The 19807-nt window shown below is 61.6% G+C and carries 10 protein-coding genes and 2 pseudogenes; 6 read left to right on the top strand and 6 right to left on the bottom strand.

All coding sequences use genetic code 11. The features are described 5' to 3' along the window. Positions 1-17: 17 nt before the first annotated feature. From mscK to QMK52_RS27310, 4 genes and pseudogenes are all read right to left on the bottom strand, one after another. On the bottom strand, positions 18-3401 hold the full coding sequence (gene mscK / locus QMK52_RS04920) for a mechanosensitive channel MscK (protein ID WP_320403866.1): 3384 nt from the start codon (positions 3399-3401) through the stop codon (positions 18-20). A 49-nt stretch (positions 3402-3450) separates the two neighbouring features. Then, positions 3451-5193, bottom strand: a complete 1743-nt coding sequence (locus QMK52_RS04915) for a potassium/proton antiporter (RefSeq protein ID WP_005784108.1) — start codon at positions 5191-5193, stop codon at positions 3451-3453. A gap of 240 nt (positions 5194-5433) precedes the next feature. Continuing rightward, positions 5434-6033, bottom strand: a pseudogene (locus QMK52_RS27315) (methyl-accepting chemotaxis protein); the annotation flags it as partial. Positions 6034-6336: 303 nt separating this feature from the next. Next, a pseudogene (locus QMK52_RS27310) lies at positions 6337-6993 on the bottom strand (MCP four helix bundle domain-containing protein); the annotation flags it as partial. Between the two features lie 343 nt (positions 6994-7336). Between QMK52_RS27310 and QMK52_RS04905 the strand changes: the two are divergent. Then, positions 7337-7567 (top strand): hypothetical protein, encoded by a 231-nt coding sequence (locus tag QMK52_RS04905; RefSeq protein WP_003187970.1) that lies wholly within the window; start codon positions 7337-7339, stop codon positions 7565-7567. Then, positions 7564-7854 carry a cell division protein ZapA gene (locus tag QMK52_RS04900; protein WP_005784113.1) on the top strand — a complete coding sequence of 97 codons (291 nt, stop codon included), beginning with the start codon at positions 7564-7566 and terminating at the stop codon, positions 7852-7854. Before QMK52_RS04905 ends, QMK52_RS04900 begins: the two co-directional genes overlap by 4 nt. Here the strand turns inward: QMK52_RS04900 and QMK52_RS04895 are convergent. Both QMK52_RS04895 and putA read right to left on the bottom strand, forming a co-directional pair. Next, the gene (locus QMK52_RS04895; protein WP_320403865.1) at positions 7851-9653 is read right to left on the bottom strand and encodes an acyl-CoA dehydrogenase; all 1803 of its coding nucleotides are present in this window, start codon (positions 9651-9653) and stop codon (positions 7851-7853) included. The two genes, QMK52_RS04900 and QMK52_RS04895, sit on opposite strands and share 4 nt — an antisense overlap. A 226-nt stretch (positions 9654-9879) precedes the next feature. Next, a complete protein-coding gene (gene putA / locus QMK52_RS04890; protein WP_194439931.1) occupies positions 9880-13833 on the bottom strand; it encodes a trifunctional transcriptional regulator/proline dehydrogenase/L-glutamate gamma-semialdehyde dehydrogenase in 3954 nt (1317 codons plus the stop codon). Between the two features lie 461 nt (positions 13834-14294). Here putA and putP point away from each other — a divergent pair, with 461 nt between their 5' ends. From putP to QMK52_RS04870, 4 genes are all read left to right on the top strand, one after another. Further along, positions 14295-15779, top strand: coding sequence for a sodium/proline symporter PutP (gene putP, locus QMK52_RS04885; RefSeq protein ID WP_122732435.1), 1485 nt, complete (start codon positions 14295-14297; stop codon positions 15777-15779). A gap of 214 nt (positions 15780-15993) precedes the next feature. After that, the gene (locus tag QMK52_RS04880) at positions 15994-18015 is read left to right on the top strand and encodes a type VI secretion system tip protein VgrG (RefSeq protein ID WP_320403864.1); all 2022 of its coding nucleotides are present in this window, start codon (positions 15994-15996) and stop codon (positions 18013-18015) included. Further along, entirely contained in the window at positions 18015-18740 is a 726-nt protein-coding gene (locus QMK52_RS04875) for a DUF4123 domain-containing protein (RefSeq protein ID WP_005784123.1), read from the top strand. The genes QMK52_RS04880 and QMK52_RS04875 overlap by 1 nt, the downstream gene beginning before the upstream one ends. A 97-nt stretch (positions 18741-18837) precedes the next feature. Beyond that, complete coding sequence (locus tag QMK52_RS04870; protein WP_005784124.1) at positions 18838-19674, top strand: 23S rRNA (adenine(2030)-N(6))-methyltransferase RlmJ; 837 nt, start codon at positions 18838-18840, stop codon at positions 19672-19674. Positions 19675-19807 lie beyond the last annotated feature (133 nt).

Genomic DNA, 19807 nt, shown 5'->3' with positions numbered 1-19807 from the left:
TGCTGGGGATAGGGCGTTTAGTCGAGTTTGCTCGGTGGCGGCTCCGGCGCATCCACCACTTTGCCGGCGGGTGGCTCTGGTGCGTCGGGCTTGTCGACGGGCTCGACGATGGTCTTGCGCTCATCCTCGGCCGGCACCAGTTTGTATTCCTGGCCGTGGAGGTTTTTCAGGTAGATCTCCATCTGCCTGAACGAGATGTTGATGTGCTGTTTCTTGAACTCACGGTTGATAAAGCGGTTGACCTCGTCGAGCACCGGATTGCGGTCGCCCAGGTCGCGCACATGCATGCGCAGCTCGTGGTCCAGGGTGCTTTCGCCGAAGTTGAGGAAGTACACGTGGGGTTCGGGTTCTTTCAGTACCCGCGGGTTTTCCCGTGCGGCCTTCAGTAACAATTCCTTCACCAGGTCCAGGTCCGAGCCGTAGTCCACGCCGAGTTTCAGGGTCACGCGAGTGATGGTGTCGGTCAGCGACCAGTTGATCAGTTGCCCGGTAATAAAGGTCTTGTTCGGGACAATGATGTCCTTGTTGTCGAAGTCGGTGATGGTGGTGGCGCGAATGCGGATCTTGCTCACCGTACCCGACAGGTTGCCGATGGTGATGGTGTCGCCAATGCGCACCGGGCGTTCGAACAGGATCATGATGCCGGAGATGAAGTTGGCGAAGATCTCCTGCATACCGAAGCCCAGGCCCACCGACAGCGCCGCAACCAGCCATTGCAGCTTGTCCCAGCTCACGCCGAGGGTGGACAGGGTGGTGACAAACCCTACGCCGGCAATGATGTAGGACAGCAAGGTGGTGGTGGCATAGGCGCTGCCCTGGGCCAGGTCCAGCTTGGACAGCACCAGCACTTCCAGCAGGCCGGGCAGGTTGCGCGCCAGGGCGAAGGTGATGCCGATGATGATCGACGCGCCGAGCAGGTCGCCGATACTGATGGGCACCATGCTGATATTGGCACCCGTACCGCTGGTGTATTCGTACAGGGTGACGTTATCCAGGTACGAAAACACCGAGATCAGGTCCGACCACACCCAGTACAGCGCTGCGATAAAGCCGCCGAGCAAGGCCAGGCGGATCAGTCGCATGGACTGTTCGTTGACCTGTTCGATGTCCAGAGTCGGCTCCTCGATCACCGCTTCGCCATCACCGGCTTCCTTGGCGGCCTGGCGTTTGGCCAGGGCGCGGGCATAGGCCAGGCGCCGGGCTGCCACGCCGAGGCCGCGCACGAAGGTGGCTTCGATCACCAGCCAGAACATCAGCAGGTACAGGGTGTTGATCAGCCGGTCGCTGAGTTTCAGGGCGGTGTAGTAGTAGCCAAAGCACACGGCGATGAACAGCGCGATCGGCAGGGCGGTGAACACCAGCCCGATGGCCTTGCGAAACAGCGAGGCCTTTTCATGGGTGGGGCTGTTGAGCAGCAGGCGACTCAGCAGCCACGCCATCAAGCCATAGCAGGTGAGCACCACGGCAATACCCAGCACGTCTTCGGCCAGTGCCGCCGGTTGGTGTTCGGCAATTGCCACCACTGCCACCAGCGCCAGTACCACCAGCCCGAGCTTGCGTATCCAGCCCTGGAGGAACTGGACCTGAGGTTTCTCCCAGCGAAAGTGCAGTTCGGCCACGCCGCCCGGCGCAAGGATGCGGTAGGCGGTGTAGAACACCAGCCACGCCTGGGCGATCTGCAGCAGGGCCGAGCCCAGGTTGGCGTTTTGCCCGCGGGCGTCGATCTGCAAGGCATAGCCGCACAGCGCCAGGCCCAGTGACACCGGCATTGCCAGCAAAATATTGATCAGGATCGCCTGCGGCGTATGCCACTGGCTGTCGCGCTTGAAGTGACCGATGTCCAGGTGGACCTTGTTGAGGCGCTGGTACAACGCCTTGCGTCGCCACAACAGCGCGCCGAGCAACAGCAGCAGCGGCAGGAACAGCAACGGGCGCTGGGTCAGGCCGTCATACAGTTCGCTGACACTGGACGCCCAGGGCAGCGTGGCGACTTGCTTGCTCAGGTGCGCCGGCACGGTTTCCAGCCATTCGGTGTCCAGCGGCTTGTTGCTCGGGATCCAGAACATCTGCTCATCAAGCGTGGCGCGCAGGGTGGTGGCGGTGCTCAGCAGTTGCTTCTGGTTCAGTTGCAGGGTGATCGATTCGTTCAGTAGCGCACTCAGCTCGCGGCTCAGGCGCTCCAGCAGGTCGCTGCGGGTGATCGCCAGTTCCAGCAAGGTGCGACGCAGTTGCGGCGTGACTTCGTCCGGTGGCTGGTTGGCCAGCAGGTTATCCACATAGGCGCTGGGGGAACTGATCAGCTCACGCTGCTGGTTGACCTCGAACTGGTACAGCCGAATGTTGGCGATATCGTCGGCCAGGTCGCGGTCGACGGTAAGGCGCGGCAGGGCCTGTTTTTGCTTATACAGAATCTTGGAAAGCAGCAGGCTGCCCTTGAGCACGTTGATCTGCTCGTCCAGGGCCGAATCGCTTTGGTTGATCGTGTCCAGTTGCTGCTTGGTCTGCAGGTTCTTCTGGGTCAGGTCATTGAGACGGTCAGTGCTCTTGAGCAGGTAATCGGACAGCTTCAGGTTGTCGGCGCTTTCCTTGGCAAGGATGCTGCTGCCCCCGGCTTTCTGGGCTTCGATGGACTGTTGGGTCACCGTCTGCTGGGACTGGGCCAGGCGTTTCTGGTTGATCAGGGTTTGCAGGTCCTGGATTTCCTGCTCCAGGCGCGCGGTTTTTTCCTGGATCAGGTCGTGCTGGCTGTTGCCCAGGTCTTGCAACTGGCTGTTGCCGGCCAACTCCTGGCGGCGCAGCGGGATCAACGCATTCAGGGCCGCCAGTTCAGCGTTCAACTGGTTGCGCTGGTCGCCGCTGAGGGCTTTGCCGTTGTCTTTGCCCAGCTTGAGCGTGGCATTGATCTGCTGGATGCGCGTCTGGCTGCTGCTGATTTCGGTCTGGGCGCGCTCGGGGCGGGTCTGGGCGGCGATGGTCAGGCTGTTGGCGTCGGCCAGCTCTTTTTGCAGGTCGCCTTGCTGGGTGCTGCGTTGCACCAGCAATTGCTCAAGCTGCGGCACGGGCAGCGAGGCGTAGCGTTGGGCCACCGGGATGATTTTGGTGGCCTTGAGCCGGGCCAGCTCGCGCTGGTTGTCGGCGGTCTGGCGTGGTGCCTCTTCCAGCTGGCGCTTGAGATCGGCCAGGCGCTGCTCGTAATCCTGCTGGTTCGCCAGGTACGTCAGGGTCTGCTGCAGGATGCCCTGCAACGCCTTCATGTCAGCGTCGGGCAGCTTGCGGTCGGGCAGTTTATCCAGGGTTTGCTGGATGGCGTCGGCGCTGGGCGGGTCGGCAGCGTGAACGGCGCCGACGCAAAGGGTCAGGCCCAGCAGGGCAGTGGCGATAAAAGTGCGCAGGGTTGGCATAGAGACCGGTCTTGCAAGGTGAAGAATCGGGGCGTTGTTGCCCCGCAGTTTAGAGGAAGAGTCCGGGGCCCGGGCGACTTCCTTCGGGGAATCTGACGCCGACTTTGCCAATCTTGTTCCCGTCCATGACCGCGACGGTCCAGATGGTGTTGTTCCATTCCACCTGGTCGCCTACCACCGGTGCACCGCCGACCTTCTGGGTGATGAAGCGACTCAGCGGCATGTCCGGGTCGATACCCTCGAGCTTGAGCCCGTACAAGGCCGAAACCGCGCCCAGCTGGGCGTCGCCTTCGAGCACGAAGTCGCCGAAGAAGCGCAAATCGAGGCCCCGTTGCGGTGCCTGGCTGAACAGTTTGCCCAGGGCCGGCAGGTTGTGTTCATGGCCGATCACACAGAGCAAATCATCGACTTCCAGCACGGTACTACCCGACGGATGGAGCAGTTGCTGGCCGCGAAACAGCGCAGCGATGCGCGTGCCTTCGGGCATTTTCAGCTCGCGCAGGGCCGCACCGATGCACCATTTCTCGGCGCCGAGGCGGTAGACGAACAGCTCCCACTCGCTGGTGACGTGCACTTCCAGGGCTGCGCGGGAAATCGGTGCCGGGTCCGGCGGCACGGTGACCTTGAGCAACTTGGCCACCCACGGCAGGCTTGTGCCCTGCACCAGCAGCGACACCAGCACGATAAAGAACGCCAGGTTGAAGTACAGCTGCGCATGGGGCAGGCCGGCCATCAGCGGGAACACCGCGAGGATGATCGGCACCGCGCCACGCAGGCCGACCCAGGCGATAAAGGCTTTTTCGCGACCGTGGAATGCCTTGAACGGCAGCAGGCCAACCATCACCGACAACGGCCGCGCAAACAGGATCATCCACAGCGCCAGGCCCAGGGCGGGCAGGGCGATGGGCAGCAGGTCATGGGGCGTGACCAACAGGCCCAGCACCAGGAACATGCCGATCTGCGCCAGCCAGGCCATGCCGTCGAGCATATGCAGGATGCCATGGCGGCTGCGCACCGGGCGGTTACCGATGACCAGACCGCACAGGTACACGGCGAGGAAGCCGCTACCGTGCAGGGCGTTGGTCAGGGCGAAAACGAACAGGCCGCCGGCGATTACCAGAATCGGGTACAGGCCGTTGGCCAGGTTGATGCGGTTGACCAGCTGCAGCATCAGCCAGCCGCCGCCCAGGCCCACCAGGCCACCGATACCGAATTCACGAATCAGGTGAGTCAACAGGCTCCAGTGCAGGCCGGTCTGGCCGCTGGCGAGCATGTCGATCAGGGTGACGGTGAGGAACACCGCCATCGGGTCGTTGCTGCCGGATTCGATTTCCAGGCTGGCGCTGACCCGTTCGTTGAGGCCCTTGCCGCCCAGCAGCGAGAACACTGCCGCGGCGTCCGTGGAGCCGACGATGGCGCCAATCAGCAAGCCCTGGATGATATTGAGGTCGAACAGCCAGGCCGCCGCCATGCCGGTGAGGCCGGTGGTAATCAACACCCCCACCGTGGCCAGGGACAAGGCCGGCCACAGCGCCACGCGGAAACTCGCCACCCGTGTGCGCAAGCCGCCGTCGAGCAGGATCACGGCCAGGGCGAGGTTGCCCACCAGGTAGGCAGTCGGGTAGTTATCGAAAATGATACCGCCGCCATCGACACCGGCGGTCATGCCCACGGCCAGGATGATCACCAAAATCGGGATACCCAGGCGGGACGAAAGGGAACTCACCAGAATGCTCGCACTTACCAGCAACGCGCCGATCAAGAACAGGCTGTTGATGGTCGTCGCATTCAAAGGCAGTACTCCAGAGCAGGGAAGACGGGGCGCAAACTGACCATGCAGTCTGCGTGCCAGCGATTCTAACCTGTTGAATTGCTGCACTGTCAAAAAGCTTTTGTGGCTGCACATCAATCAAATGTGGGAGCTGGCTTGCCTGCGATTGCGGTGTGCCAGGCGCCAGGGGCGCTAACTGACAGATTGCTATCGCAGGCAAGCCAGCTCCCACAGGGTATGCGGTGTGAGCAAAGGCTTATTTCAGAGACGGAAGCGGCCTACCATCCCATTCAGATCAACTGCCAGGCGCGACAGTTCGTTGCTCGCGGCGCTGGTCTGGCTGGCGCCCGTAGCGGATTGCACCGACAGGTCGCGAATATTCACCAGGTTACGGTCCACTTCCCGCGCCACCTGGGCCTGTTCCTCCGCCGCGCTGGCGATCACCAGGTTGCGCTCGTTGATCTCGACAATCGCCGTGTTGATGGTATCCAGCGACAGGCCCGCGCCCTTGGCGATGTTCAGCGTCGATTCGGCCCGCTCGGTGCTGTTGCGCATCGAATCCACGGCATGTTCGGTACCGGTCTGGATACTGCCGATCATGCGTTCGATCTCGCTGGTGGACTGCTGGGTGCGATGGGCCAGCGCCCGCACCTCATCGGCCACTACGGCGAACCCGCGTCCGGCTTCCCCGGCCCGTGCGGCTTCAATCGCCGCGTTCAGGGCCAGCAGGTTGGTCTGGTCGGCCAGGCCGCGAATCACGTCCAGCACTTTGCCGATATCCCGCGATTCATTGGCCAAGTCGCCAATCAGGGAGGCGGTGGCCTGCACGTCAGCGCTCATGCGTTCGATGGCGCTGACGGTTTCCTGCACCAGGTCCCGACCATCACCGGCAGAGGTGGTGGCGTTGCGCGAGGCTTCGGAAGTGCTCACGGCATTGCGTGCGACTTCTTCGACGGCGCTGGTCATCTCGTTGACGGCGGTGGCGGCTTGTTCGATTTCGTTGTTTTGCTGGGTCAGGCCACGGGCGCTTTCGTCGGTGACGGCGTTCAGCTCTTCGGCGGCAGACGCCAACTGAGTGGCGGAGCCGGCGATGCGTTGCAGGGTGTCACGCAGTTTGTTTTGCATCTTGGCCATGGCGGCGAGCAGGCGCCCGGCCTCATCGTTGCCGTCCACGGTGATCGGGCGTGTGAGGTTGCCTTCGGCCACTTCTTCCGCGGCTTCAAGGGCGCGGGCGATGGGCAGGGTGATGCTGCGGGTCAGCAACCAGGCGAACAACACGGTCAGCGCCGTGGCAACCACCAGCAGGCCCACCACCAGGTCAAAGGCCGTGTCGTATTGGTCTTTGGCTTGCTGGTTGGTGGCGTTGGCGTCGTCGTTATTGATATCCAGCAAACGGGTCAATACGGCGTTGACTTGCTCGGAGTTGCTCAGCAACTCGGTGTTCAGCAAGTTGCGCAGCTCGTCGATCTGATTGGCGCGTGAAAGGCTCTTCATGCGCTCTTCAATCTGGTGGTACTGGCCCAGCAGGCGCACGTATTCGTCGTAGGCGTTGCGTTCCTGGGTACTGGTGATGAGTTTTTCGTAGATGCCCTGGGCCGTGCGAATCTGCTGATTGCGCATCTCGAAGGCTTCCAACGTCTTTTGCTGTACATCCGGCTCGCGGTTGGTCAGCAAGCGGTACGACAGCACGCGCAGGCGCAGGGTCAGTTGGGTGAATTCGTCGAGGGCACGAATGCTTGGCACGCTGGCCGAGGTGATGTCTTCGGTGGCTGCGCGAATCTTGCTCATCTGGTTCAGGGCGAACACACCCAGCAACAACATCAGGGCGCCAATAAACGCGAAGCCGAGGAAGGCCCTCGGGGCGATATTCATATTACGAAGAGACATGCTGGAATCCTGGGGGGAAGCGCGATCCGTGCGGCCATGAGACGAGGTGTGCCTGCGTTATCGGCCCTGCGACTAAAGTCTTAAGGGGCTGCGCGCTTTTGTCGCATCTGACCAAGGGTTGGGGGCATTGGAGGAACCAGATCGGGTAATTGCAGTCACTAAGGCTCGAAAGTGCGGCCCGGCCCCGATAAATCGGGCTGCACGCCGGGGATATCCCTGGCATCCGAGGTGAATTTTCTTTATCGTCACCGCCCTTTTAAAAGCCCGGGAAATCAAAATGTTAGAAGCATCTCTCAGCCAATTGGAACAACTTGTCAGCGACCTGGTACAGCAGAATCAAGAGCTGCTGGGCAGCAACGAATCCCTCAAGGCCGAACTGGCTCGCGCCAAGGATGAAAACGACAGCCTGCAACTGAACCTGATGGAGCAGGAAGAAAAGCATGGCGCCACCGCCGCACGCATCCAGGCCCTGGTTGAGCGTGTGAGTGCAGGGCCTGTCAGCGCATGAATGAGGGGATAAAGGTCGTTTCGATTCTCGGAGAGGATTACTCGATCAAGGCACCGGCCGGTGAAGATCAGACCCTGATGCATGCCGTGACCATGCTCAAGGCTTCCCTGGCGGTTACCAAGAAAAAGTACCCGACCCTGATCGGTGACAAATTATTGGTACTGGCCGCGCTGAACCTGTGCGCCGAGCAGATCGAAATGCAACAGGCTCACCAACAGGAACTCGACCGTTACCAAGAGCAAGTCAGCGCCACGGTCGAGGTGATTTCCAAGGCGATCCAGCCTTAGAACCACTCATCCTGCATCCCCAGGCACGTATCGTCGCGTGCCTCCAGAATTGCCAGTTCGTGATGGCAGCTCGGTACTTCCCAAGTCAGGAAGTACCGGGCGGCCTGGAGCTTGCCCTTGTAGAAGGCCGCATCGGCCGCTTCACCCTTGGCCAGCCCTTCTTCAGCGCGGATCGCCTGTTCCAGCCAGCGCCAGCCAATCACCGTGTGCCCGAACACTTTCAAGTACAGCGCCGAGTTCGCCAGGCTGCTGTTGACCTTGCCCTGGGCGAGATCGGTCAGCAGGCCAAGCGTGACGCCTTGCAGTCGGTTGACCAGTTGCTCCAATGGCTCTCGCAGTGCCGTGAGTGAGGAGTACTTCTGCGCACGGGCCAAGGTTTCGGCAATCAGGCGAATCAATTGCTTCAAGCCGGCACCGCCGTTCTGCGCCAATTTGCGCCCTAGCAAGTCCAGGGACTGGATGCCGTGGGTGCCTTCATGGATCGGGTTCAAGCGGTTGTCGCGGTAGTACTGCTCCACCGGGTATTCGCGGGTGTAGCCGTGGCCGCCGAGAATCTGGATCGCCAGTTCGTTGGCCTTGAGGCAAAACTCCGACGGCCAGGATTTGACGATGGGGGTGAGCAGGTCCAGCAGTTCGTGGGCGTGCTTGCGCTCGGTGTCGGTTGCCAGGGTGGTGGTGTCGTCAAACAGTCGGGCTGCGTAAAGGCCCAGGTCAAAGGCGCCTTCCACATAGGCTTTCTGGGTCAGCAACATGCGCTTGATATCGGCGTGCTGAATGATCGCCACTGGTGCGGTGCCTGGGTCTTTGCTATCGGGCAGGCGACCCTGGGGCCGTTCGCGGGCGTAGTCCAGCGAGTAGAGGTAGCCGGCGTAACCGAGCATCACCGCGCCCATGCCCACGCCAATACGTGCTTCATTCATCATCTGGAACATGCAGCTCAGGCCCTGGTGCGGTTTGCCCACCAAGTAGCCGACGCAGTTGCCGTTATCGCCGAAGTTGAGCGCCGTGGACGTGGTGCCGCGCCAGCCCATCTTGTGAAACAGCCCGGCCAGCAACACATCGTTGCGTTCGCCCAGGCTGCCGTCATCGTTGACCAGGAACTTGGGCACGATAAACAGCGAAATGCCCTTCACACCCGCAGGTGCGTCCGGCAATTTGGCCAGCACCATGTGCACGATGTTTTCCGACAGCGAGTGGTCGCCACCGGAGATGAAGATCTTGTTGCCTTTGAGGCGATAACTGCCGTCAGCCGCCGGTTCTGCGCGGGTTCGAATATCTGACAGCGAGGAGCCGGCATGGGGCTCGGTCAGGGCCATGGTGCCGAAGAAGCGTCCGTCGATCATCGGTTGCAGGAAGCGCTGCTTCTGCTCCTCGGTGCCGAAGCTTTCGATCAGGTTGGCGGCGCCCATGGTCAGGAACGGGTAGGAGGTCGATGCGGCGTTGGCCGCTTGAAAGTGCGCGAAACACGCCTGCGACAACAGCGTCGGCAACTGCATGCCACCGGCTTCGAAACTGCGCGCAGCGTTGAGGAAGCCTGCTTCCAGGAAGGCGTCCACGGCCGGTTTGACTTCCGGAATCAGGATCGCCTGGCCGTCTTCATAGCGCGGCTCGTTTTCATCATTCTTGCGGTTGTGGGGGGCGAAGTACTTCTCTGCGATGCTGCGCGCCGTGCTGATGGCTGCATCGAAGGTTTCGCGATTGTGTTCGGCAAACCGCTCACGCTGGGTCAGGCCCTCGGCATCGAGGACTTCGTACAGCTCGAAAGCCAGATTGCGGGAACTGAGCAGCGTCTCGGACATGGCGGATTACCTTTGAAGGAATTGGCCTGAGTCTAAGCGCGCGAATGGAGGGTGGGTAGCAAGATTGATCTAAGTGATAGAAGGGCAAAACGCTGGCGCAAGGGGGAGCGCGATCGGTGTGGGAGCTGGCTTGCCTGCGATGAGGCCGTGCCAGTCGACATCTATGTCACTGGCTCACCGCTATCGCAGGCAAGCCAGCTCCCACACTTTTACCGCGTTTTGTCAGTTAGCCGATGGTCATCAAGCTGGCGTTACCACCTGCCGCAGCAGTGTTTACGCTCAATGCGCGCTCGATCACCAGGCGCTCCAGCGCAATCGCCGTTTCGCCTTGCGACAGGCCATGCACCCCGACAATCGCCCCACCGCGCTGCGCCACTTGCTGGCACACCGCACGCAATTGGTCGGAATCACCGTGATGCAGCACGGCGTCAAACACTACGTCGTCCTTGGTCCAGTCGGCCACGCGCTTGATTTTCGCCTGAATGTCTCGCGGCAGGCGTGGGAACAGGGCCTTGGTCAGCTCGGTTTCCGGCCATACCGCCGAACCGCCGACGGCCAGCACTGCCGCCAGTTGGGTCAGCAGATCGCCTTCCACTTCAGCCAGGCACAGCACGTGTTCACGCGGCAGGATCGCGTAGCTGTTGCGCTCGCCGGTCGGGCCGGCCAGTTGCCGGGTGATACCGCTTTGTGATTGCGCCGCGAACTGCGTGCACAGCGCGCTCAGCTCACTGAACTTGTGGCTGTCGGCCCAGGTTTTCAGGGCAGTCAGCGGTTGGCTCATGGCGTCGCGCAGGCGTACGTCCGGTGCAGTCAATGCGTCGCCACGTACGAAGGATTGCTCGATCGCGTCGGTAGGACGAGTCGACAGCAGGCGGTACAGATACAACGGGCCGCCGGCTTTCGGGCCAGTGCCCGACAGGCCTTCGCCGCCGAACGGCTGCACGCCGACCACGGCACCTACGATGTTGCGGTTGACGTAGACGTTACCGGCGTTGACGTTGTCGATCACCTTGGCGATGGTCTCGTCGATGCGGGTATGCACGCCCAGGGTCAGACCGTAGCCCGACGCATTGATCTGGCCGATCAACTGGTCGATCTCTTTACGCTTGTAGCGCACCACGTGCAGTACCGGACCGAAGATCTCACGTTGCAGCTCGTCGAAGCTTTCCAGCTCGATCAGGGTTGGCATCACAAAGGTGCCGCGCTTGATCTCTTCGCCATCGGCAATTGCAACCTGATAAACGTTGCGGCCTTTGTCGCGCATGGCCTGGATGTGCTTCTCGATGCCGGCCTTGGCTTCGGCGTCGATCACTGGGCCGATATCCACCGACAGGCGTTCCGGGTTGCCCAGACGGCATTCAGCCATGGCGCCCTTGAGCATTTCGATGACGCGGTCTGCCGAATCTTCCTGCAGGCACAGCACGCGCAGGGCCGAGCAACGTTGGCCGGCGCTGTCGAAAGCCGACGACACCACGTCGATCACTACCTGTTCGGTGAGCGCCGACGAATCAACGATCATCGCGTTCTGGCCACCGGTTTCGGCGATCAGCGGGATCGGGCGACCCTGGGCATCCAGGCGCCCTGCGACATTGCGTTGCAACAAGCGAGCAACTTCGGTGGAACCGGTGAACATCACGCCTTTGACGCGATCATCACCCACCAGGCGGGCGCCGACGCTTTCACCCTGGCCCGGCAGCAGTTGCAGCACGCCTTCCGGAATGCCGGCTTCGAGCAGGATGCGCACGGCTTGGGCGGCGACCAGCGGAGTTTGTTCGGCAGGCTTGGCCAGCACCGGGTTACCGGCAGCCAGGGCAGCCGCGACTTGGCCGCTGAAGATCGCCAGCGGGAAGTTCCACGGGCTGATGCAGACCACCGGGCCCAGTGGGCGATGGGCGTCATTGGTAAAGTCGTTGCGTGCCTGCACTGCGTAGTAGCGCAGGAAGTCCACGGCTTCACGCACTTCGGCGATGGCGTTGGCGAAGGTCTTGCCGGCTTCACGGGCCAGCAGGCCCATCAGCGGCTGGATCTCGCCTTCCATCAGGTCGGCGGCACGCTCCAGGATCGCGGCGCGTTCGGCGGGCGGGGTGGCCTGCCAGATCGGTGCGGCGCTGATCGCGCACTGGATCGCGTTGTCGACGTCTTCGACGGTAGCTTCCTGTACGTGGCCGACCACATCCCGCAGGTCGGACGGGTTCAGCACCGGTTGTGCCGCTTCCTGGCTGGAGGCGCAACCGAGCATCGGCGCGGCTTTCCAATTGTTGTGCGCGGTCGCCAGCAAGGCGCAGGACAACGACGCCAGACGGTGTTCGTTGGCCAGGTCGATACCGGCCGAGTTGGCGCGGTCGCTGCCATACAGGTCACGCGGCAGTGGAATACGCGGGTGCGGCAAGCCGAAGCCGCCTTCCAGCGTGGCCATCTGCTCGATGCTGGCCACTGGATCGGCCACCAGCTCCTGGATCGAGATCGATTGGTCGGCGATGCGGTTGACGAACGAGGTGTTGGCGCCGTTTTCCAACAGGCGGCGTACCAGGTAGGCCAGCAGTGTTTCGTGGGTACCGACCGGCGCGTACACACGGCACGGACGGTTCAGCTTGCCCTCGGATACCTTGCCCACCACTTGCTCGTACAACGGTTCACCCATGCCGTGCAGGCATTGGAACTCGTACTGGCCGGGGTAATAGTTCTGACCGGCGATATGGTAGATGGCCGACAGGGTGTGGGCGTTGTGCGTGGCGAACTGCGGGTAGATGGCTTCCGGCACCGACAGCAGTTTGCGTGCACAGGCAATATAGGAAACGTCGGTGTACACCTTGCGGGTGTACACCGGGTAGCCTTCCAGGCCCTCGACCTGGGCGCGTTTGATTTCGCTGTCCCAGTACGCGCCTTTTACCAGGCGGATCATCAGGCGATGGCGGCTGCGGCGGGCCAGGTCGATGACGTAGTCGATCACATACGGGCAACGCTTCTGGTAAGCCTGGATCACAAAACCGATACCGTTCCAGCCGGTCAGTTGCGGCTCGAAACACAGACGCTCCAGCAGGTCCAGGGACAGTTCCAGGCGGTCGGCTTCTTCGGCGTCGATGTTCAGGCCGATGTCGTATTGCTTGGCCAGCAAGGTCAGCGACAGCAGACGCGGGTACAGTTCGTCCATCACGCGCTCGTACTGCGCACGGCTGTATCGCGGGTGCAGGGCGGAGAGCTTGATGGAGATGCCAGGGCCTTCATAGATCCCACGGCCATGGGAGGCTTTGCCGATGGAGTGAATGGCTTGTTCATACGAGGCCAGGTACTTCTGGGCATCGTGTTCGGTGAGGGCGGCTTCACCGAGCATGTCGTAGGAGTAACGGAAGCCCTTGGCTTCGAACTTACTCGCATTGGCCAGGGCTTCGGCGATGGTTTCGCCGGTGACGAACTGTTCGCCCATCAGGCGCATGGCCATGTCGACGCCCTTGCGGATCATCGGCTCGCCGCTTTTGCCGATGATGCGGCTCAGGGAGGAGGTCAGGCCCGCTTCGTTGTGGGTGGCGACCAGTTTGCCGGTCAGCAACAGGCCCCAGGTGGCGGCGTTAACGAACAGCGACGGGCTGTTGCCCAGGTGCGGCTGCCAGTTGCCGGTGCTGATCTTGTCGCGGATCAGCGCGTCACGGGTGCCTTTGTCCGGGATGCGCAGCAGCGCTTCGGCCAGGCACATCAGCGCCACGCCTTCCTGGGACGACAGGGAGAATTCCTGCAGCAAGCCCTGGACGATACCGGCACGGCCGCCGGCGCTCTTCTGGTTACGCAGTTTCTCGGCAATGGTGGCAGCCAGCTTGTTGGTGGCTTCGGCCATGTCTGCCGGCAGGCGTGCCTGCTCGATCAGCATCGGTACCACTTCCGGTTCCGGACGGCGGTAAGCGGCGGTGATCGAAGCGCGCAGTACCGATTGCGGCAGGATGCTTTCAGCGAACTCAAGGAAGCACTGGTGGGCGTGGTCGGCCTGGATCTCGCCCGCGTCTTCGGCGTCCTTGCTGCTCAAGCCATTGAGCTCGGACAGGGTTGCACCACCCTCGAGTTTCTCCAGGTAATTGAAAATTGCCTGCTTGATCAGCCAGTGCGGCGTGCGATCAATGGAGGTCGCGGCGGCTTTCAGGCGCTCGCGGGTCGGGTCGTCGAGTTTGACCCCAAGGGTGGTCGTTGCCATTTTCTTATCCTCATGGGTGCCACTACCGAGTGGCATCTGCTGGCGGCAAGATTAGCTTTGCCCATGCAGAGGTGCAACCGGGTGCAACCCTTTTGTTCAGGAAATTTTCGACGGTTGATCGGAAAAAAATTGGCCTTCGACAAAATCCGCTCGGCATTGGTGCGTTTGCTTCTGAGATCGGCTGTTCTTGCTCCGAAAAGGAGCAAAAACACGGCGTTTGTCCTAAATCACACCTGGGTGCAACTTATTCGCAAGAAACTGGTTGCACCTTATTTGCTTTGTTGAATAGCATTCGCGCACCAAGGTGCAACCACCTCTAAGGTTTGGTTCATCGGCTGGCGGCTTTCCTGGGGAAACGCCAGTCATAAATGCGCGGCTAGCAGGCTCGTCTACTCGGTTATCCACCAGTGGCGATCTGACAGACCGTCGCTACATAAAAACAAAGCCAGGGCGTCACTCATATGAGCGTTAGCAATCCAACCCTGATCACGTTCGTGATCTACATCGCAGCAATGGTGCTGATCGGCTTGATGGCCTATCGCTCCACCAACAACCTTTCCGATTACATCCTCGGCGGTCGCAGCCTCGGTAGCGTGGTGACAGCCTTGTCGGCCGGTGCTTCCGACATGAGCGGCTGGTTGTTGATGGGCCTGCCGGGCGCCATCTACATGTCCGGCCTGTCGGAAAGCTGGATTGCCATCGGCCTGATTGCCGGTGCTTACCTTAACTGGTTGTTCGTGGCTGGCCGCCTGCGGGTGCAGACCGAACACAACGGCGACGCCCTGACCCTGCCGGATTACTTCTCCAGCCGCTTCGAAGATAAAAGCGGCCTGCTGCGGATCATCTCGGCAGTGGTGATCCTGGTGTTCTTCACCATCTATTGCGCCTCCGGCATTGTCGCTGGTGCCCGCCTGTTCGAAAGCACCTTCGGCATGTCCTACGAGACCGCGCTGTGGGCCGGTGCTGCGGCAACGATTGCCTACACCTTTATCGGTGGTTTCCTGGCGGTCAGCTGGACCGACACCGTACAAGCCACGCTGATGATCTTCGCGCTGATCCTGACGCCGATCATCGTGCTGCTGGCCACCGGCGGCGTAGACACCACGTTCCTGGCCATTGAAGCCAAAGACCCGACCAACTTCGACATGCTGAAAAACACCACCTTCATCGGCATCATCTCGCTGATGGGCTGGGGCCTGGGCTACTTCGGCCAGCCGCACATCCTGGCGCGTTTCATGGCGGCCGACTCGGTGAAGTCGATTGCCAACGCACGTCGCATCTCCATGACCTGGATGATCCTGTGCCTGGGCGGCACCGTGGCGGTGGGCTTCTTCGGTATCGCTTACTTCTCGGCGCATCCGGAAGTGGCTGGCCCGGTAACTGAAAACCCTGAGCGTGTGTTTATCGAGCTGGCCAAGATCCTGTTCAACCCATGGATTGCCGGTGTATTGCTGTCGGCGATCCTCGCGGCGGTGATGAGTACCTTGAGCTGCCAGTTGCTGGTGTGCTCCAGCGCCCTGACTGAAGACTTCTACAAGGCGTTCCTGCGCAAAGGCGCTTCCCAGCTTGAGCTGGTTTGGGTCGGTCGCATCATGGTGCTGGTAGTGGCCTTGATCGCTATCGCCATGGCCGCCAACCCGGAAAACCGTGTGCTGGGCCTGGTCAGCTACGCCTGGGCCGGTTTCGGCGCTGCGTTCGGCCCTGTGGTGCTGATCTCGGTGATCTGGAAAAACATGACCCGCAACGGCGCACTGGCCGGCATCCTGGTCGGCGCGATCACCGTGATCGTGTGGAAGCACTTCGAACTGCTGGGTCTGTACGAAATCATCCCAGGCTTCATCTTCGCCAGCCTGGCGATCTACTTCGTGAGCAAGATGGGCGCACCGACGGTTGGTATGGTCGAGCGTTTTGATGCTGCGGAAAAAGACTACAACCTCAACAAATAACTGCGCCGGGCGTTGAGCGCCTGTCCAGTTGAAACAAAAACGGCCCGCGTCCTTTGGATGGCGGGCCGTTTTGGTTTCGGCTAGTTCGGTTGGTTGTCTTCGAGGGTGGTTGGATGAAGGTAGAGGTAGGACCTTACTGATTTGGCTGCGATACGCCCGGCCGGGCAAAAAGCTGGTGCAGAATCGGCTGCCACCCTTCGCAGAGAAACACCGGATGTTCGCTCCTGCCAATCAAAGCGCATTTACCCTGGCCCTGGATGGGGCGCCCAGTGACCTCAAGGTGTATGAGTTCAGTGGCTCCGAGGCCATCAGCCAGCCTTACCGTTTCGAACTTGAGCTGGTCAGCGAGCAGCCGGATATCGACCTGGAGAGCTTGCTGCATCGTCAGGTATACCTGGGTTTCGATGACCGCGGCCATGGGGTGCATGGCCTGGTGTATCGGGTCGCCCAGGGCGATTCCGGACGGCGCCTGACGCGCTACCAGCTCAGCCTGGCGCCGCACCTGGCGTATCTGGCGCATAGCAGTCATCAGCGGATTTTCCAGCATCAGACGGTGCCGCAGATCGTTGCGCAGGTGTTGGCGGGGCAGGGCATCCACAGTGACAGCTTTGAGTTCCGGCTGAGCGGTCAATACCCTGAACGTGAGTATTGCGTGCAATTCGGTGAGACGGATCTGGCGTTCATCCAACGCCTGTGTGCCGAAGTCGGCATTCACTATCACTTTCAGCATTGCCCCGATGCTCATTTGCTGGTGTTTGGCGATGACCAGACGGTATTTGCCCAGGTCGATCAGCCCACGCCGTACCGGCCTGGGTCGGGCATGGTTGCCCAGGCGCCGGCGATCAAGCGTTTCACACTGCAATTGGCAACCCGCACCACGGCGGTCAATCTGCGCGATTACGATTTTTGCAAACCGCACCTCGAGCTGCAAAGCACGGCGGCCGACGCGCAGTTGCCCAAGCTTGAGGCGCAGCAGTTCCCCGGCTATTTTTCCGACCGGGCCCATGGCAAGTACCTCGCCCAGCGTAGCCTGGAGCGGCAGCGCAGCGACTACCGCATCGCCCAGGGGCAAAGCGACGAGCCGGCCTTGGCCGGCGGCAGGTTCCTGCAATTGAGGGAGCACCCGCGCGAGGAGTGGAATGACTTATGGCTGGTCACCCAAGTCACCCACGAAGGCAAACAGCCCCAGGTGCTGGAGGAAGCGGTCACCGAGGTGGTTGGCGGGGCGTTTCGTCAGGGGTATGGCAACACCTTTGTTGCCACGCCGTGGGATGCAATCTTTCGCCCGCCCTTGCCTGAGCAGCCGCGCCCGACCATAGCGGGCTACCAAAGCGCGGTGGTCACCGGCCCGGTCGACAGTGAAATCCATTGCGACGACTACGGCCGGGTCAAGGTGCAGTTGGCCTGGGACCGTATCGGCGAGCACAACGACCACGCGAGTTGTTGGTTGCGTGTCGCCAGCGGCTGGGCCCATGACCGCTATGGTGTGGTGTTGATTCCCAGGGTTGGCATGGAGGTGTTGGTAGGTTTCGTCAATGGTGACCTGGACATGCCGCTGGTGGTGGGCTGCCTGCCCAATGCCGCCAGGCCAATGCCCCTCGACCTGCCGGCGGACAAGACCCGCAGCATCCTGCGTAGCCAGAGCAGCCCGGGCGGTGGAGGCTACAACGAACTGCGCATCGAAGACCGCAAGGGTGCCGAGGAAATCTACCTGCGCGCCCAGCGGGACTGGACCCAGCATGTGCTGCATGACCAGCAGGTGCAGGTCGATAACCAGCGCCGTGTGCGGGTGGGCGGCGAGTCGCACCATGAGCTGCAAGGCCAGGAGCAGCGCATTACCCATGGCAATCGCCTCACTGAGCTCAAGCAGGATGATCATCTGGCGGTCGGCGGTTCGCAGTACATGCGTGCCGGGCAGACCATTCAATTGGGCGCTGGGCAAAGCATCGTCATTGATGCCGGTGCCAGCGTGACGATTCAAGCGGGCGGGCAGTCGATCACGCTGTCGGCGGGCGGGATATTCAGCAGTGTGCCGATCCAGCCAGGCGGCGCGCCTGTTCCGGCGGCGCCGCCGTTAATGCCGGGGGTGAAGGAAACATTGTTGGCCGTTATTCCCGCGCCGCTAAGCCCTGCGCAAGCGGCCAGCCTCACGCGCAGTGCGCCGTTTTGCGAAGAGTGTGAGCGCTGCAAAAACGGGCAGTGCGATATCAGCGCCCACGCACGGAGTTTCCCCTGATGGCCTCACCCTTGACGCCTAGCGCCTGGCTGGCCCAAAAACCGTTGCAGCCTGATGAGCAGCTATACGTCGTCATGGGCAGCACCAGCGAGGCCAAGCCGTTTGCAGCCTGGCAAACCATGGCGGTCGCACCACCGCCGCAACCGGTGTGGGCGGGCACGCCCTATGCCGATTGGAATGAGGTGATGCCTTATGTTGGCATTGTCGAGCCTGGCAGTGCTTTTCTCGACTGGGTAGCCACCACCCAGGCCGTGGACTGGGGCTGGCTGGCGGTGTCTTCGTGCCCGTTGGAGGTTGTGATCGATCACTTGAAGGGTTTGACCCAGGTGTACCTGCCTGAAGACCAGCCGGTATTTTTGCGCTTCTGGGATGGCGCTCAGTTTTTGCCGATGTTGCAGCAGTTGGGTGACGATGCCGCCACTGTGCTGCCCGTATTCCAGCGTTACTTAATCAACGGCCAGTCGTTGGCAGTCTCGCCCCGCCAGGTGGCTGCGGCCAAACCCAGCCCTTGGTGGCGAGTGCCGGCGCCATTGTTGGCAAGCCTGGCGCAACACTCGCCCCAGGTGCTGATCGACAACGTGTTGCAATGGCTCCAGGAGCAGCGTCCCGACTTATACACTGCGTTTACACCCACGATCCTGCAGCACAAGGTCGCCTACTTCGCACGCAGGCCGGATATCAGCCATGCCGAGTTGGCGGACTACCTTGGCGCACAACTGAGTTAAACCTATGAGGCTCGCGTGATATCCGTACCGCCCGCCATGCGGCCCTGCACCTTTGCACCGGTAGAAGGTAAACTTCGCCCCCTGCGCAGGAGCAACCATGAATTATCGTCACGCCTTTCACGCCGGCAACCACGCCGATGTCTTCAAACACCTGACCTTGACCCGCCTCATCGCCCTGATGTCGCGCAAGGAGCAGCCGTTCGCCTACCTCGACACCCATGCCGGCATTGGCCTGTACGACTTGCAGGGCGACCAGGCCAACCGCACCGGTGAGTACCTGGAAGGCATCGCTCGCCTGTGGGGCGCAAGTGACCTGCCGCCGCTCACCGCGGACTACATGCGCGTGCTGCACGAGATGAACCCGGACGGCCAGTTGCGCTACTACCCGGGCTCGCCGGAGCTGGCGCGACGCCTCACGCGTCCCCAGGACCGTGTGCTGCTCAACGAGAAGCACCCCGAAGATGGCGTGCTGCTCAAGGACAATATGAAGGGTGATCGCCGGGTCAAAGTGCATCTGGGCGAAGGCTGGCATGTGCCGCGTGCCCTGTTGCCGGTGCCGGAAAAACGCGCGTTGATGCTGATCGACCCGCCGTTCGAGAAGCTCGACGAAATGCAGCGTTGTGCGGCGTCCCTCAAGGAAGCCGTCAGCCGCATGCGCCAGACGGTCGCGGCGATCTGGTACCCGGTGAAAGACCAGCGCATGTTGCGCCGCTTCTACCAGGACCTGGCCGGTACCGGTGCGCCGAAGCTGCTGCGGGTGGAACTGCTGGTGCATCCACTGGACACGCCCAACACCCTGACCGGCTCGGGCCTGGCGATTGCCAACCCGCCGTGGGGCCTGGAAGAGGAGTTGCGTGAGTTGCTGCCGTGGCTGTCAAAGAAGCTTGGCCAGACCCAGGGTGGGTGGCAGATGGATTGGCTGATCGCCGAATAAGCGACTTTCCAGCCAAACACAAAACCAGTGTGGGAGGGGCGGTGCGACGATTCGACTTGCTCCCGATAGCGGAGTGTCAGTCAGTAAATCTGTAACTGACATACCACCATCGGGAGCAAGTCGAATCGTCGCA

It is taken from the genome of Pseudomonas sp. P9_2, from assembly GCF_034008255.1.
GTDB classification, from domain to species: domain Bacteria; phylum Pseudomonadota; class Gammaproteobacteria; order Pseudomonadales; family Pseudomonadaceae; genus Aquipseudomonas; species Aquipseudomonas synxantha_A.
This window is presented reverse-complemented; position numbering and strand designations above follow the sequence as displayed.